Below are 14708 nucleotides of genomic sequence, written 5' to 3'. Positions count from 1 at the left end.
GACTTGGGTTTGCGAGCGCTTCTTTCTAAAGTCCCTCTCCTGCCGGATGAGTCGAAAGTTCCGGTTTTCTCATGGAAGGGAATTTTTATGAACAAGAACGAACTGGTTTCCGCTGTCGCTGAATCCGCGAGCATTTCGAAGGGTGACGCACAGTCGGCGGTTGAGGCGGTGTTCTCCGTCATCACTGGCGAACTGAAGAAGGGCGGCGATGTACGGCTCGTCGGCTTCGGAAATTTCACCGTCTCCAAGCGTGCGGCATCGACTGGCCGCAACCCGCAGACTGGCGCGGAAGTGAAGATTCCGGCGCGTACCGTGCCGAAGTTCTCGGCCGGCAAAGGCCTCAAGGACGCGGTCAACTAAAAATTTTTCAGAGAATGTTGAAAAGCCGGGTTCGCCCGGCTTTTCTTTTGCCTCGATGGCGGCAGGCCGTCAGCCTGCTGAGGCGAGCCTTCAGCCCACCGGCGCATCCGCGCGCATCAGGCCTTCCTGCTTGAGGTCCGCCCACAGCGCCGCAGGCAGCTTGGCATCGAGCAGGGCGCGGTTGCTTTCGACTTCACTCGGCCGCTGGCCGCCGGGGATGACCGACACCACGGAAGGGTGCAGCAGCGGAAACTGCAGCGCCGCCTCGATCAGCCTGACGCCATGGCGCTGGCAGACGGCCTCGATGCGCCCGACGCGATCCATGATGTCCCTTGGCGCCTCGGAGTAATTGTAATAGGCGCCTGGCTTCGGCCCGGTCGCCAGGATGCCGGAATTGTAAGGACCGCCGAGAACGATGCCGATGCCGCGTTGCTCACAGAGCGGCAGGAAGGTGGCAAGCGCTTCCTGTTCCAGCAGCGTGTAGCGCCCGGCCAGCAGGAACAGGTCGAAGTCGCCACGCTCCGCCAGCGTCTGGCAAACCTCCCATTCGTTGATGCCGCCGCCGAAGGCCTTGATCACGCCCTGGTCGCGCAGTGCAACCAGTCCGTTGTAGCCCGAGGCCATGAATTCCTCGATGCGCTGGTCTGACGCCTCCTTGCTGCCATGGGTGAAGATGTCGAGGTCATGGACGAAAAGGATGTCGATGCGGTCGACGCCAAGCCGTTCCAGCGACGCCTCGAACGAGCGCATGACGCCGTCGTAGCTGTAGTCGTAGACCTCCTTGCGCGTCGGTGTGTCGAAGAACTTGCCGATGCCGGTTCGTTCCTCCGGCGGGCAGGCGCGCAACAGGCGACCGACCTTGCTCGACAGCACATAATCGTCGCGCTTCCTGCCGCGCAGGAAGGCATTGAGCCGTGTTTCGGCAAGGCCCAGGCCATAGAGCGGCGCGGTGTCGTAGTAACGGCAGCCGGTCGCCCACGCCGCCTCCAGCGTCGCGTTGGCATCCTCGTCGGGGACGGCGCGGTAAAGGTTGCCGAGCGGCGCGCTGCCGAAGCCAAGCTCGGTAAAGTCGAGGCCGCCATTGCCGATGCGGTCGAAATGCCGTGTCTTCATGTCGTGCTGATTTCCTGGATTGATTGTCTGACATGACACTATCACGCCGCTGGCTCAGCAAAAGCCGCCATGGCCGTTGGACAGGCATTTTCGCGGTGATAGCATGAACAAAAACAAGCCTTTTTCCGAAAGCGCGCAACCCGAAATCACCGGCCACAAACCCAGCCGGACAGATGGGACTCTCATGACGAATGCCGGCTCGGATATGTTTTCGACCGCCCTGCAAGAGCTGGGCGCCGTACTGGCGCGCGTCGACGAAGCCGGCATCTACACCGCCTGCGAAACCCTGGCCCGCGCGCAAAAGATCGTCGTCTATGGCTGCGGCCGCGAGGCCTTGCAGCTCAAGGGTTTCGCCATGCGCCTCTATCACCTTGGCCTTGAGGTGTCGGTGGTCGGCGACATGAACACGCCACCGCTTGGCCCAGCCGATGTCTTCCTGGTCAGTTCCGGCCCGGGCGAGACGACGACGGTGCTTACCTTGATGCAAGTCGCCCGCCAGGCCGGCGCCACCGTGCTTTTGCTCACCGCCGAGGCAGGCAGTAGTGCGGTCGCGCTTGCCGACTTCACCTTGCTGATCCCGGCGCAGACCATGGCGCGTGACCAGGGGCCACAAAAGACATCGCTGCTGCCGATGGGCTCGGTCTTCGAAGGGGCGCTGTTCCTGCTGTTCGAGGTGATGGTGCTGAAGCTCAAGGCGCTGACCGGCCAGTCGTCCGAGGCCATGCGCACCCGCCACACCAACATGGAATAGATCATGCGCTACGAACTGATGTTGCCGCACCAGATCCGCAAGGCGATCGCCGAGAACTGGCCGGTCGCTCTCCCGCTCGGCGTGCTCGAATATCACGGCGAGCACATGGCCGTCGGCATGGACACGCTGGCCGTCGTCAAGACGCTGGAGCTCTACGAGAAGGAGGCCGACATCGTCGTCCTGCCGGCTTTCTACTACGGTGCGGCGAGCTATGCGGTGGCAGCACCCGAAGGCAGCGGCTCGGTGCAGGTCGGCGGCAATCAATTGGCGCCGTTTGGCGAGGAGCTGTTCTACAGCCTTCTGCGCATCGGCTTTCGCAACATCAACGCCATCATCCACCACCAGACCGAGAACTTTGCCGCCGGCATGCCGACCGATCTCGCCTTCAAGGCCGCCGGCCGCCAGGCGATCTTCCGCTTCCTCGAGAAGCAGCGCGGCGAGGGCTGGTGGGGCTCAGACGAGATGGCCGATTATTATGCCGGGCACGCCGCCGGCGAGAATTTCTTCAACTGGGTGCAGGTGCACCCGCTGATGTCGGCTGCCATGAACGGGAAGTATCCGTTCGATCACGCCGGTGTTGGCGAGACATCATTGATGCTGGCACTGTGTCCGGAAGCGGTCGATGCCGGGCGTTTTGGCGAGAATACCGCGTGGTATACGGCGAGTGCGCCGGAGGCCTCGGCGGAGCTGGGGCGAAAGGGTGTGGCGATGATCATGGATCACCTGAGGGCGATATTGAGGCGCTAGCAGACAAAGTCGCTCTGTAGCGATCCTTCACACCCCCTCTGTCCTGCCGGACATCTCCCCCGCAAGGGGGCGATCAGATGTCATTTCCGCTTTCGCCAATCACCTACGTCGCAAGAAAAGCGATGCAGCCAAAGCTGCCGATCTCCCTCCTTCCGGGGGAGATGGCCGGCAGGCCAGAGGGGGGTGCTGTCCCGCCGAGGTCAACAGTAGAGGGGCACGCCGCCTCTCGCCCTACTTCACCGCGCCAGCCGTCATGCCCATGATGAGATAGCGTTCAAGCGCAATCCCGATGACCGCCAGCGGTGCGATCGCGGCGGTGGCAAGCGCCGCCATCGACCACCAGTTGATGCCTTGCGAGCCGGTCTGGCTCGCCACCATCACCGGGATGGTCTTGGCGTCCGTCGAGGTCAGCAGTGCCGCAAAAAAGTACTCGTTCCAGCACAGCACCATCGCCAGGATGAAAGCGGCGACCATGCCCGGCAGCGCAATCGGCATGACGATGCGGAAAAAAGCGCCCCAGATCGACAGGCCGTCGACCAGCGCTGCCTCCTCGAGTTCGACAGGGATCGAGTTGAACTGGTCGCGCATGATCCAGATGACGATCGGCAGCACCATCAGCGTGTAGAGCAGGATCAGGCCGATGCGTGTGTCGAGCAGACCGACTTCGCGGTAGAGCACCAGGAAGGGCAGGGCGAGCACCACCGGCGGCAGGATCAACTGCGACAGGAAGAAGAAGGAGATGTCCTCGTTCTTGAACCAGGCGAACTGATAGCGGTACCGGGTCAGCCCATAGGCGGCGAGGCTGCCGATGACGATGGCGAGGCTCGACGCGCCGACCGAGGTGATGACCGAATTCATGAAGCGCTTGAAAAACTCCTCCCGCACCGTCGAGGTCTGGAAGATCGAATCCGGCGACAGGCCGAGCGAGCGCCAGCCCTTCCAGTCCGGTTGGAAGTCGACGAACGGGATGAGGTGTCCTTGCGTGACGTCGACCGCGGTCTTGAACGAGGTGGTGATGGTCCAGTAGATCGGGAACAGGCAGATGAAGGCCCAGAACGCCAGCGCGCCATAGATGAAGATGCGATTGGCCAGAAAACCCAGCGGTGAGCGGATTTCCGAGGCAGCATAGTCGGTGGTCTGGACGCTCATTGTGCCTCGTCAGTTCACGTTGCGCACGAAGCGATTGGCGAATTTCAACAGCCAGGTCACGAACACGACGATGATGACGAGATAGGCCATCGCCAGCATGGTGCCGTAGCCGACATTCGAACGGTCGCGGTATTCGCGGTAGATGAAGCTCGACACCGAATCCGTGGCGCCGCCAGGCCCGCCGGAAGTGACGGTAATGATGATGTCGGCGAGCTTCAGCTTGAAGATGATGCGCAGGATCACCGCCGTGACCGACACCGGCAGCATCAGCGGGAAGGTGACCTGCCAGAAAGTCTGCCAGGGCGTGGCGCCATCGACGCGCGCCGCTTCCAGCACGTCGCGCGACATCGCCTGCAGGCCGGCAAGCAGCATGATCATCATGAACGGGATGAAGGTCCAGGCGTCGAGCACCATGATCGAGATGCGGGCGGTGATCGGGTTGGAGAAGAAGGCGGGGTTCTCCCAGCCGAGATGGCGCGCCAGCGTCGCCGCCGGCCCGAAACGGTATTCCATCAGCGATTTGCCGATCATCCAGGATACCGCGACCGGCGACAGCATCAGCGGCATCAGGAAGACGACTCGGAAGAATTTGCGCGCCCGGATCTGCGCGTTGAGCAGCAGCGCCAGGCCGAAGGCAATCACATACTCAACCAGCACGGCGAGCACATAAAGCACCATGTTGAACAGCGCGTTGCGGTAGTAGGGATCGGCCAGCATCTGCCAGAAATTGTCGAGCCCGTTGAACTTGCGGCCGGAAAAGGACGACAGGTTCCAGTCGGTCAGCGCGATATAGAAGCCGAACAGCGTCGGGAAGATCACCATGGCGATGGTGAACAGCAGCGCCGGCAGCAGGAACAGCGCGCGCTGGCCGTCCTCGCCGCGCGTCAGCACCTGGCCGATGCCGAGCGCCACGCCCCACAGAACATAGGCGTAGACGATCGGACGCCAGGTCTCGAAGCCGAGCGTGGTGATCTCGTTCTTGTAGAGGATCTCAAACGCGATCACCGCCAGCAGGCCAAGCGTGGCGGCCGCCATCAGGGCAAAACCCGCCCGCTTGCGGGCCGGCGAGATCAGATCGGCTGGGCCGGCGTTGGCCGGCCATGCATTGGTGGTCTGGTCTGCCACGCGTCCCCGTCCGTTTAAAAAATCAAGCCTGCGACCGGCCCGAGCCGGTCAGGTCCGGCGGCTTGCACCGCCGGACCTGTTGTCACGATAGGATCAGCCTACACGCCGAGCGAGGCCTTGTAGAGCTTGATCTGGTTTTCGCGGCCGATCTGGTCGGTCAGCTTCTCCCAGGCCGCGGCAATGGCGTCGGCGCCTTCCTGCGCCTTCATCTTGCCGGCGAATGTGTTGGCCAGAATGTCCTCGGCAGCCGAATAATACTGGAAGATGCCGGGGATGCGCGGCTCGATCGCCGCGTTCGGATGGTTGTAGCTGTCGGCTTCCGACTTCAGATACGAGGTGATGAACGCCTCGTCGTAGCCTGCCGCCACCCATTCGGGAATGTCGAAATGCGAGTTGCGGTAGGGCTGGAAGCCGGACGGATACATCGCCGTCCAGATTGACAGGTCCTTGCCGCCGAGATGAGCGGCGGCCGACCATGCCGCTTTTTTCTTCTTTTCGTCAGTATCGACGCGGGCCATGACGTAGACGCCCCAGCCGAGATAGGCGCAGTTCGGCGCATAGTTCGGGCCGCTGGCGAGTTTGTCCCAAGCGCCGGTCTTGGCATTGTAGACGTCGTCGGACCCCGGCAGGATCGAGAAGCCGGTGACGTCGCCGATGACCGAGCTATCATTGGTCTTGACGTTGGAGCCGACGTCGCCCCACCAGGTGACCATCGAACCGGTGCCGGCCAGGAACTGCTGGAAGGCTGTCGTGTTCGGGTCGGCGTTGATCTGGTCGGCGGGCTCCGACGGCAGCGCGTCGATGACGTCCTGGATGGCGCGCACCCAGGCCGGATTGTTGATGCGCGGCTTCATCGTGTCGGCATCGAACAGCCAGGCCTTGTCGTCGGGATGCTTGGCATAGGCGGTGGCGCGGCTGCCGAGGAAGTAGAAGCCGAAACCGCCCCAGGCCTTGGGCGCATCGAGATAGCCGAAGACGTCCTGATCCTTGAACTTCTTGCCCTTGAGGAATTTTGTGACGGCCTGGACTTCCTGCCAGGTCTTCGGCACACCCCATTCGGTGGCCGCGCCGCCGTCCTTCCACGCCTTGGCGAGGTCGGCATCGGCAAAAACGTCGGTGCGGTAATTGAAGTTGTGCGCATCGCCATCGACGGTGATCCGGTACTGCTTGCCGTCCCAGGTGCCGACCGGCGGCTGCAGATAGGCCACGACATCCTTCATGTCGATCTGCTCTTTGACCCAGTCGGGCATCTCGGACGTCAGGCCCTTGCCGCAGACATCGCCTTCGAAGGGCGCGCCCATCTCGATGATGTCGAAGTCGACGGTGCCGGTGGCGATCGACTGCTGCAGGCGGGCATTGTAGTCGGCCTGCGCCAGGTCGATCCAGCTGATCTTGGCGCCGGTATAGGCCTCCCACGGCTTCAGGAAGCCGCGGAACAGCACATTGTGCAGGTTCTGGTTGTTGAGGCCCATGAAGGTGAGCTCGACGCCGGCGAATTCGCCTTCCTTGACGTTGGCCTTGGTGGCTTCCAGGCAGAGTTCGCCGACCTTCTGGAAATCGGCATCCGTCGGCTGACCCTTGCCGACGCCGGGGATCTGCAGAATTTTGGAGCGTAGCTCGCTGGCGGCTTCAGCCGGGCGGGTGAAAGCGCCGAGCCCAGCGCCCGATGCGGCGGCGATCGCGGCCATCGAGGCCGCGCCTTTGAGTATGTCACGCCGGGTGGCACCCGCGCGGACGAGTTTTTCGTACAGACCGACTCTCATCTATTCCTCCCAGAACAACAGTCGTGAATTAAATGCCAATCCCTCCGACGCCGAAACGTCGGCGGTTCTCCTTTATCATACGGGGACGTGGGACCCCACCCTGCGTCGCCTGGAGCTCCGATTTTCGGATAAAAATCCGACTGCCGGATTGGCAACAGCTAATATTTGCGTAATCGATTACCTTGTCAACACGAATGGCTTTTTATCGATAACATACCGACTTGCCCTTGCCGTTGGCAATGGCTAGCTTCACCGCGAGAAAAGGGGGGACGATGGCTCAAGTCGCGATCAGCAATGTGGCCAAGGCGTTCGGAACCGTCAAGGTCCTGCACGAGGTCAGCGTCGATATCGCCGATGGCCAGTTCGTGGTGTTGGTAGGCCCGTCGGGCTGCGGCAAGTCCACGCTGCTCAGGATGGTGGCCGGGCTGGAGACCGTCTCCGGCGGCACGATCGCCATTGGCGAGCGCATCGTCAACAATCTGCCGCCGGCCAAGCGCGACATCGCCATGGTGTTCCAGAACTACGCGCTCTATCCGCACAAGACGGTGGAGCAGAACATGGCGTTTGCGCTGAAGCTGCGCAAGACCGATCCGGCCGTGGTCGCCGAGCGGGTCAAGCGCGCCGCCGACATTCTCGACCTCAATCCGTACCTGAGACGTTATCCGCGCCAGCTCTCCGGTGGCCAGCGCCAGCGCGTCGCCATGGGCCGCGCCATCGTGCGCAATCCGCAGGTCTTCCTGTTCGACGAGCCGCTCTCCAATCTCGACGCCAAGCTGCGCGTGCAGATGCGCACCGAGATCAAGGAACTGCACCAGCGGCTGAAGACCACCACCATCTACGTCACCCACGACCAGATCGAGGCCATGACCATGGCCGACAAGATCGTCGTCATGCGCGATGGCCGTATCGAGCAGGTCGGCGCGCCATTGGAATTGTTCGACCGGCCGGCCAATCTGTTTGTCGCCGGCTTCATCGGCTCGCCGTCGATGAACCTGCTCAAAGGCGTGGTGCGCAAGGGCGACAAGGTCGAGATAGCAGGCACGCTGTTCCCGATTGCTGCCGGCAGCGCCGCCAAGGAGGGCCAGGCCGTGGTCTATGGCGTGCGGCCCGAGCATCTCGAAATCCATCCCGACGGCGTGCCGGCAAAGATCTCGGTGGTCGAACCCACGGGTTCCGAAACGCTGGTCTTCGTGCGCTTCGGCGACAGCGGCGAGATGGTGGCGCTGTTTCGCCAGCGCCACGACTTCAAGCCCGGCGACACGCTCAATCTCAAGCCGCGCCTCGACCAGGTCCATCTCTTCGACGCCGAGACCGGCAACCGGCTCTGATTTCCAATCGACTTTGACCAAACCTGTTTGACGAGGACTGCCATGCTCAAAGGGATCAACCCATTGCTCAATGCCGATGTGCTCCAGGCGCTCAGGGCAATGGGACACGGCGACGATCTGATCATCGCCGACACCAATTTCCCCGCCGATTCGGTGGCAAAGCAGACCGTGCTCGGCAAGCTGCTGCACATCGACGCCTCGGCGGCCGATGTGGTCAAGGCGGTGCTGTCGCTCTATCCGCTGGACACTTTCGTCGACGATGCGGCCGCGCGCATGGAGATCGTCGGCAAGCCGGACGAGATCCCGCCGGTGCAAAAAGAGGTGCAAAAGGAGATCGACAAGGCCGAGGGCAAGGCCTGGCCGATGATCTCGGTCGAGCGCTACGCCTTCTACGAGCGCGCCAAGAAAGCCTATTGCGTCATCCAGACCGGCGAGCGCCGCTTCTATGGCTGCTTCGCCTTTCGCAAGGGCGTCGTGCCGCCGGACGCCGAGTAGGGCCATGGCGTCGGGCAAACCTGTCGTCATTCTGGGCGTTTTCGTCGCCGACACCGCTTACCGGGCCAATCGACAGCCGCGCATGGGTGAAACCATTCTTGGTAATTCCTTCAAGCTGGGACCTGGCGGCAAGGGCTCGAACCAGGCAGTGGCGGCAGGCAAGCTCGGCGCCGACATCACTTTCCTGACCCGGCTTGGCGTCGATGCTTTCGCCGACATGGCCAAGGCGACCTGGGCAGAGGCGGGCGTGAAATCCGCCGTCATCGACACGCCGCAAAGCTATACCGGCGCGGCCTACATCTTCATCGAGGAGACGACCGGCAACAACGCCATCATCGTCAGCCCGGGTGCGGCGATGCTGATCTCGTCTGAAGACATCGAGGCCAATGCCGGCCTGATCCGTGGAGCCGGCGTCTTCGTCACCCAGCTCGAACAGCCGATCGACGCGGCACTGCGCGCACTCGAGATCGCGCGCGGGGCAGGGGTGACCACCATCCTCAATCCGGCGCCGGCAGCAAAACTGCCGGACCGCATCTATACGCTTTGCGACTATGTCACCCCCAATGAGACCGAGGCCGAGGAACTGACCGGCATCAAGGTCGCCTCCATCGACGACGCCCGCCGCGCCGCCGACAGCCTGCTACAAAAGGGCGTCGGCTCGGTCATCGTCACGCTCGGCGAAAAAGGCGCGCTGCTGCACACGGCGAACCGTTCCGACCATGTTCCCGTGGTCAGTGCTGGCCCGGTGGTTGAAACCACTGGTGCGGGTGATGCCTTCAATGGTGGCCTGGCCGCAGCACTCGCCAAAGGCGTGGAGCCGCTGCAAGCCGTCCGCTTCGCCTGCGCCGTCGCCGGCATTTCGGTGACGCGGCCGGGTACGGCGCCATCCATGCCGACGCTGCATGAGGTCGAGGCGCTGCTGGCCGAGGGGTGAGGTCGTTGCGGGAGAGATCGAGTTCAGATCCGACCGGATCTGAATTGCCTCATGCAAGACCATGATTCTAGACGATTATGTCACATTTCTCCTGAGGAGAAATGGCGCGAGTGACGGGGCTCGAACCCGCGACCTCCGGCGTGACAGGCCGGCGAAAACGCCTGATTAATCAACGACTGATTCAATTCCTTACGCTCTCGAATTTGCGGGAAAAAGCGCGAAATTGAAACTTGCCTATCAGAACTCCTCGTCAACTCCGCGAGGTATTCACTTTGATCGACGCCTCCGCTGCTGCCAGCCTAGCGGCTGGACCGGGACAGACTGCTCCCGGCGACTTCTGGATCGATGCGCTCGCTACCGCCGGATTCCGGGTCATCGTTCCCGACCAGAGGGGCTACAACACCAGTGACAAGCCGAAAGCCATACCCTGAATACACGCTCCCCAAGCTCGTCGGCGATGTCGTTGCCATCGCCGACGCGCTCGGCATCGGAAGGTTTCACGTCGTCGGTCATGACTGGGGCGGTATCGTCGCCTGGGCCGCAGGCGCAAAGCTGCCGCACCGCCTGGAAAGGCTCGTCATCCTGAACGCGCCCCATCCCGAGGTGCTGCTTGCCCATTCCTTGCGATCTCCGACCCAGTTCCTGCGGAGCAGCTATGCGGCCTTCTTCCAGCTCCCCTTGCTGCCGGAGGCTTTTCTGGGGGCGGGGCGCTCGGCTCTGCTGGCACGGGCGCTCATCAAATCCAGCCGAACAGATGCCTTCACGGCGGAGGAAATCGCAGAGTATCGGCAGGCCTGGGAACGGCCGGGGGCGCTGACAGGCATGCTCAACTGGTATCGGGCGCTGCGCTTCCGCCCAAGCCTGAAGGAGCGGATCACGACGCCGACCCTTGTACTGTGGGGGATGCAGGACCAAGCTCTGGAATATGGCCTGGCCGAGCGCAGTCTGGCCCTTTGCAACGATCGGGGCCTGCAGACGTTCGAGAAGGCGACTTGGGTACTGCGCGAAGAGGCCAGCGCGGTGAATGCCGCGCTTCTGGCGTTCCTGGACGGCTGAGATGCCGTTCCGTTCTGTAGGTGGCCTGACTCGCCCTGATCTCCTGACCGTGCTCGCTGCCGCGGTCACAACCCACCACCTTACCTCCTCTGCTGATGCAGCATTGGCAGAGGCCTCAACGGAGCATCCGATGCCACACGTCGTCCTTCTCGGGGATTCGATCTTTGACAACGCTGCCTATGTCGCGCACGGGCCCGACGTAGTGCGGCAGCTGCGGGAGCGGTTGCCGGAGGGGTGGCGTGCAACGCTAAACGCCGTCGACGGCGCCGTCACAAGCGGCGTCGAGCGGCAGCTTGAACGGCTCCCCCAGGATGCTAGCCATCTTGTCGTCAGCGTCGGTGGCAATGATGCTCTTCGTCATGCAGGGATTCTGGAGCAGGGGGCCCGTTCGGTGGCCGAGGTTCTGGACAGGATCAGCGATATCCGGGAGGAATTCGAGCACGACTACTGTACGATGCTCGAGGGGGCGCTGGGCCAAAACCTACCCACCGCTGTCTGCACGATCTACGAGGCGCGCTTTCCCGACCCACAGCGTCGTAGACTTGCCGCAACTGCCCTGACGGTCCTCAACGACGTCATCACCCGGGCGGCGTTCTCGCGCGGTTTGCCGCTCGTCGACCTGCGCTTGGTATCGAATGATGACGCGGACTTCGCCAATCCCATCGAACCGTCAGTGCAAGGCAGCGCGAAGATCGCGGCAGCCATCGCGGCACTTGTAGTCGAGCACGATTCAGCCGGACGTCGGTCGGTGGTCTTCGTCGGCTAAACGGCGTAATTGCGCCCGATCGTCTGCACTCCCGATGGTCGGTCGGACTGAAAGCAACAATTCAGACGGCCAGCACGATCTTGCCTTGAATACTGCCGTCGGCGGCGCGCTCGTGTGCGCGCGATGCCTCGGCCAGCGGGAATGTGCTGTCGATGACGACACGCACAAGGCCGTCGTCGAGCAGGCGGGCGGCTTTTGCCAACTGCGCGCCATTGGATCGAACCTGTGTGGATGAGACCGTGATCCCCAGCCTCTCTGTCTCTTCGTGACCAGCGAAGCCCAGTGGGTTGACCAGGAACAGCGCGCCGCCCGGCTTCAGAACATGGAAGAAGCGCTCCATGTCCGCGCCGCCCACCGCGTCGAGGACAAGGTCGACGTCTCGAACGACATCTTCCGCCGCGGTTGTCTTGTAGTCGATGAATTGATCCACGCCAAGATCGCGCATCAGCGCCTCGTTCTTGGCCGATGTCACCGCGATGACGCGCGCGCCCCGCCATTTCGCCAACTGGACGGCCAGATGCCCGACACCGCCTCCGGCACCATTGATGAGCACCGTCTTGCCGTCGAGGGGCACCGGCTCATGCGGTAAGGGCTGGAACGGATTCGGCTCGTCGTGGCCAAGTTCGATCAAGAACTGCCATGCCGTCAGAAGCGACATCGGCGCACCAGCCGCATGAATATGGTCGATGCCGGCTGGTTTCAACGCAACATGCGATGCCGGCACACTGACATAATGCGCGTAGGCATTGCTACCCGTCATCAAGTTATCGGGGAAGTGAACCATTGCGTAGACCTCGTCACCGATGCTGAACTCAGCGACGTCAGCGCCAACCGCTTCAATGACGCCCGACACGTCCGTGCCGAGAATCAGTGGGAAGGACGCGTTGGGTCGCCATTCTGGCGGCAGTGCGCGATAGCCATCCCGCAGATACCAGTCGGGCGGATTAAGCCCGGCCGCCTGGACTCGGACAAGCACCTCGCCGGGCTTCACACCCGGCCTAGGCGCGTCTTCGTACACCAGCATCTCGGGACCACCGAATGCGTGCAGACGGACTGCCTTCATCTTATCGCTCATGGTGAAATCTCCGCTCATCCATGTCATTGGAGCGAATCTAGCGGCATGACCGCCGGTTGATAATCGGTGCCGATGGCGGTTAAGTAATGCCATGGCGGAACATATCACTTTGGATCGGCTCACTGGCATCATCGCCTTCGCGCGTGCGGGATCGCTGGGCAGCTACACGGCAGCGGCGCGCGCGCTGTCGATTTCCCCGTCGGCGGTCAGCAAGAGCGTCCAGCGGCTCGAGCGGCATTTAGGAGTGTCGCTGTTTACCCGTACAACGCGCTCGCTCACCTTCACGCCCGAAGGGCGCGACCTGCATGAGCGCGCGCTGCGTCTGCTACGCGAGGCGGAGGAAATAGAGCAGGCGGCAATGACCGCGCGCTCCGAACCATCGGGCACGTTGCGCGTGGCCGCGTCGCTGCCGATCGGACTGCATCTGATCGCTCCGGCTTTGCCGGCTTTCCGTCGGCTCCATCCGAACCTGATCGTCGATCTCAGGCTGGGTGACCAGATGGTGGACATGATCGAGGAAGGGATCGATGTCGCCATACGCATCGGTGATCTGGCTGACACCCGGCTACTATCACGCAAGATCGCACCCCATCGGCTTTGCTGCTTCGCCTCGCCAGCCTATCTCGAGGAACGCGGCACACCGACCCATCCCGATCACCTGGAAGGGCACGACACCGTCAACCTTCGATATCAGAGCACAGGCCAGGCCTTTCGCTGGCCCTTCCGGATTGGCGACCGTGAAATCGAGATCGTGCCCAATTCCGGTGTGGTCGCCGATGCCAGCGATGCCGTGCTCATCATGCTGGCAGCCGGCGGTGGGATAGGCATAGGCGCCTCCTTCATGGCGGCTCCCTATGTGAAGCGCGGCGAACTGGTCCCAGTGCTGTCCACGTTCGCGGTCGAGCGAAACAATGTCACCGTGCTCTGGCCGGCAAGCCGACGCGCCAACCCCGCCGTGCGCGCCTTTCTGACCATGCTCGACGCCGCTTTCACTCTGCGAATGGCAGCTTCAAGCATCGACTGATCTGGCGCGGAAGGGTCGCTAAAGGGCGAAAGCGGTCAATCCTGCTGATTGGCTGAACGGCAGCTATTCCGGGCACAACGTCCAAAAGCTGCTATTCCGTTTCGGCCCCACTACAGGCCGCCCCTCCTCGTCGAATAGCATTAGACTAGTTGATCGGCTACAACGACCTAGAGTGCTAGCAACGGGGAGGGCACATGTCGGCGAGTGCTTACGCATTGACTGGCTTCATCTCGTGGGCGCTGGCCCTGCTGATCGTGATGGAAGTTATCCGGAGCTACCTGGTGATCTCTGGGCAAGTCCCGGCAAACGGCTTTACGCCAGATAACGGAGCCCTCTCCCCGTTTATGCGGAGGTTAGCCCGTGCCCACGCCAACTGCATTGAAGGGCTTCCAATCTTCGGAGGTCTGCTCGGAGTCGCGATCATCATTTCAAAGACAGATGTCACGGATCCCTTGGCCTCCACGATGTTAGGCGCACGTATAGTGCAGTCGGTGATCCACCTCGTCTCAACCAGCCAACTCGCGGTCAGTCTCAGGTTCACCGCGTTCGCTGTGCAAATGGTGATTGGTGCGTATTGGTGCTGGTTGCTGTTGATCTGAAGAGTGGCGGAGCCCCGACGCAAAAGTGGGCCCCTCGACCATCGATCTCGTGTCCGACCCGAAAACTCAGCGTGCGTGTATAACACACGAGGTCGCCTGCAACATATCTGCTCGAGCGCATTGGATCGGTGCGATGCTTCAGGCGATCGTCGCGGACGGACGGGCGTATGCCATTCGTCGGCTTCGTGCCGGCATCCAGAACCCTCTTCGCCCCAATCGTTCGCGACTAGGTGCTATGAGTGGACTTGGTCTTTTTAGGTTCGGAACGGCTGACCGAGTTGCAACGGGCGGCGGCCTTCTCATGCACCATCAACCACGACCCGATCTCGGCCCTCCGACTTCGCGCGGAATGGTGCCAGATCGGCGGCTTTGAAGAGATCATTCGGGCTCTCGTTGGTATTTGGGACCGGTGGCGACGCCAAC

General features: G+C 62.3%; 15 protein-coding genes. 10 read left to right on the top strand and 5 right to left on the bottom strand.

The window, feature by feature from the left end; genetic code table 11:
* Positions 1-87 precede the first annotated feature (87 nt).
* Entirely contained in the window at positions 88-360 is a 273-nt protein-coding gene (locus NLY42_RS24050; protein ID WP_023669423.1) for an HU family DNA-binding protein, read from the top strand.
* Positions 361-450: 90 nt separating this feature from the next.
* Here the strand turns inward: NLY42_RS24050 and NLY42_RS24045 are convergent, their stop codons facing one another.
* Complete coding sequence (locus NLY42_RS24045) at positions 451-1473, bottom strand: aldo/keto reductase (RefSeq protein ID WP_023682303.1); 1023 nt, start codon at positions 1471-1473, stop codon at positions 451-453.
* A 184-nt stretch (positions 1474-1657) separates the two neighbouring features.
* Here NLY42_RS24045 and NLY42_RS24040 point away from each other — a divergent pair, with 184 nt between their 5' ends.
* Both NLY42_RS24040 and NLY42_RS24035 read left to right on the top strand, forming a co-directional pair.
* Positions 1658-2224 carry an SIS domain-containing protein gene (locus tag NLY42_RS24040; protein WP_023682302.1) on the top strand — a complete coding sequence of 189 codons (567 nt, stop codon included), beginning with the start codon at positions 1658-1660 and terminating at the stop codon, positions 2222-2224.
* A gap of 3 nt (positions 2225-2227) precedes the next feature.
* Positions 2228-2971 (top strand): creatininase family protein, encoded by a 744-nt coding sequence (locus NLY42_RS24035; RefSeq protein WP_023753598.1) that lies wholly within the window; start codon positions 2228-2230, stop codon positions 2969-2971.
* A gap of 231 nt (positions 2972-3202) precedes the next feature.
* On the opposite strand, the gene NLY42_RS24030 is transcribed toward NLY42_RS24035, so the two are convergent.
* From NLY42_RS24030 to NLY42_RS24020, 3 genes are all read right to left on the bottom strand, one after another.
* Positions 3203-4120 (bottom strand): carbohydrate ABC transporter permease, encoded by a 918-nt coding sequence (locus NLY42_RS24030; protein WP_023669427.1) that lies wholly within the window; start codon positions 4118-4120, stop codon positions 3203-3205.
* Positions 4121-4129: 9 nt separating this feature from the next.
* On the bottom strand, positions 4130-5245 hold the full coding sequence (locus NLY42_RS24025; protein ID WP_023689462.1) for a carbohydrate ABC transporter permease: 1116 nt from the start codon (positions 5243-5245) through the stop codon (positions 4130-4132).
* Between the two features lie 98 nt (positions 5246-5343).
* Positions 5344-7008, bottom strand: coding sequence for an ABC transporter substrate-binding protein (locus NLY42_RS24020; protein WP_023669429.1), 1665 nt, complete (start codon positions 7006-7008; stop codon positions 5344-5346).
* Between the two features lie 272 nt (positions 7009-7280).
* Here NLY42_RS24020 and NLY42_RS24015 point away from each other — a divergent pair, with 272 nt between their 5' ends.
* From NLY42_RS24015 to NLY42_RS23995, 5 genes are all read left to right on the top strand, one after another.
* Positions 7281-8336, top strand: coding sequence for an ABC transporter ATP-binding protein (locus tag NLY42_RS24015; protein WP_023753597.1), 1056 nt, complete (start codon positions 7281-7283; stop codon positions 8334-8336).
* A 42-nt stretch (positions 8337-8378) separates the two neighbouring features.
* Entirely contained in the window at positions 8379-8831 is a 453-nt protein-coding gene (locus NLY42_RS24010) for an RbsD/FucU family protein (protein ID WP_023669431.1), read from the top strand.
* 4 nt (positions 8832-8835) lie between these two features.
* The gene (rbsK, locus tag NLY42_RS24005; protein ID WP_023753596.1) at positions 8836-9765 is read left to right on the top strand and encodes a ribokinase; all 930 of its coding nucleotides are present in this window, start codon (positions 8836-8838) and stop codon (positions 9763-9765) included.
* 405 nt (positions 9766-10170) lie between these two features.
* Positions 10171-10821: an alpha/beta fold hydrolase gene (locus NLY42_RS24000; RefSeq protein ID WP_050591059.1), complete on the top strand. Its 651-nt coding sequence runs from the start codon at positions 10171-10173 to the stop codon at positions 10819-10821.
* A 130-nt stretch (positions 10822-10951) separates the two neighbouring features.
* Positions 10952-11587 carry an SGNH/GDSL hydrolase family protein gene (locus NLY42_RS23995; protein WP_023753595.1) on the top strand — a complete coding sequence of 212 codons (636 nt, stop codon included), beginning with the start codon at positions 10952-10954 and terminating at the stop codon, positions 11585-11587.
* A 61-nt stretch (positions 11588-11648) separates the two neighbouring features.
* Here NLY42_RS23995 and NLY42_RS23990 read toward each other — a convergent pair whose 3' ends face one another.
* On the bottom strand, positions 11649-12662 hold the full coding sequence (locus NLY42_RS23990) for an NADP-dependent oxidoreductase (RefSeq protein WP_023748840.1): 1014 nt from the start codon (positions 12660-12662) through the stop codon (positions 11649-11651).
* A 91-nt stretch (positions 12663-12753) separates the two neighbouring features.
* On the opposite strand from NLY42_RS23990, the gene NLY42_RS23985 reads away from it, so the two are divergent.
* Both NLY42_RS23985 and NLY42_RS23980 read left to right on the top strand, forming a co-directional pair.
* The gene (locus NLY42_RS23985) at positions 12754-13686 is read left to right on the top strand and encodes a LysR family transcriptional regulator (protein ID WP_023742812.1); all 933 of its coding nucleotides are present in this window, start codon (positions 12754-12756) and stop codon (positions 13684-13686) included.
* A gap of 194 nt (positions 13687-13880) precedes the next feature.
* On the top strand, positions 13881-14285 hold the full coding sequence (locus NLY42_RS23980) for an MAPEG family protein (RefSeq protein WP_023682292.1): 405 nt from the start codon (positions 13881-13883) through the stop codon (positions 14283-14285).
* Positions 14286-14708: the final 423 nt, after the last annotated feature.

The organism is Mesorhizobium sp. C372A (genome assembly GCF_030323245.1).
In the GTDB taxonomy this organism is placed as follows: Bacteria; Pseudomonadota; Alphaproteobacteria; order Rhizobiales; family Rhizobiaceae; genus Mesorhizobium.
Note: the sequence above shows the minus strand (reverse complement) of the source record. Positions and strands in the feature narration are given on the sequence as shown.

What these genes read in the sequence shown, in the direction of transcription:
- NLY42_RS24035 (WP_023753598.1), top strand. Translation starts at nt 2,228, where the DNA reads ATGCGCTACGAACTGATGTTGCCGCACCAGATCCGCAAGGCGATCGCC.
- NLY42_RS24010 (WP_023669431.1), top strand. Translation starts at nt 8,379, where the DNA reads ATGCTCAAAGGGATCAACCCATTGCTCAATGCCGATGTGCTCCAGGCG.
- NLY42_RS23980 (WP_023682292.1), top strand. Translation starts at nt 13,881, where the DNA reads ATGTCGGCGAGTGCTTACGCATTGACTGGCTTCATCTCGTGGGCGCTG.
- NLY42_RS24030 (WP_023669427.1), bottom strand. Translation starts at nt 4,120, where the DNA reads ATGAGCGTCCAGACCACCGACTATGCTGCCTCGGAAATCCGCTCACCG.
- NLY42_RS24020 (WP_023669429.1), bottom strand. Translation starts at nt 7,008, where the DNA reads ATGAGAGTCGGTCTGTACGAAAAACTCGTCCGCGCGGGTGCCACCCGG.
- NLY42_RS23985 (WP_023742812.1), top strand. Translation starts at nt 12,754, where the DNA reads ATGGCGGAACATATCACTTTGGATCGGCTCACTGGCATCATCGCCTTC.
- NLY42_RS24015 (WP_023753597.1), top strand. Translation starts at nt 7,281, where the DNA reads ATGGCTCAAGTCGCGATCAGCAATGTGGCCAAGGCGTTCGGAACCGTC.
- rbsK (WP_023753596.1), top strand. Translation starts at nt 8,836, where the DNA reads ATGGCGTCGGGCAAACCTGTCGTCATTCTGGGCGTTTTCGTCGCCGAC.
- NLY42_RS24050 (WP_023669423.1), top strand. Translation starts at nt 88, where the DNA reads ATGAACAAGAACGAACTGGTTTCCGCTGTCGCTGAATCCGCGAGCATT.
- NLY42_RS24040 (WP_023682302.1), top strand. Translation starts at nt 1,658, where the DNA reads ATGACGAATGCCGGCTCGGATATGTTTTCGACCGCCCTGCAAGAGCTG.
- NLY42_RS23995 (WP_023753595.1), top strand. Translation starts at nt 10,952, where the DNA reads ATGCCACACGTCGTCCTTCTCGGGGATTCGATCTTTGACAACGCTGCC.
- NLY42_RS23990 (WP_023748840.1), bottom strand. Translation starts at nt 12,662, where the DNA reads ATGAGCGATAAGATGAAGGCAGTCCGTCTGCACGCATTCGGTGGTCCC.
- NLY42_RS24045 (WP_023682303.1), bottom strand. Translation starts at nt 1,473, where the DNA reads ATGAAGACACGGCATTTCGACCGCATCGGCAATGGCGGCCTCGACTTT.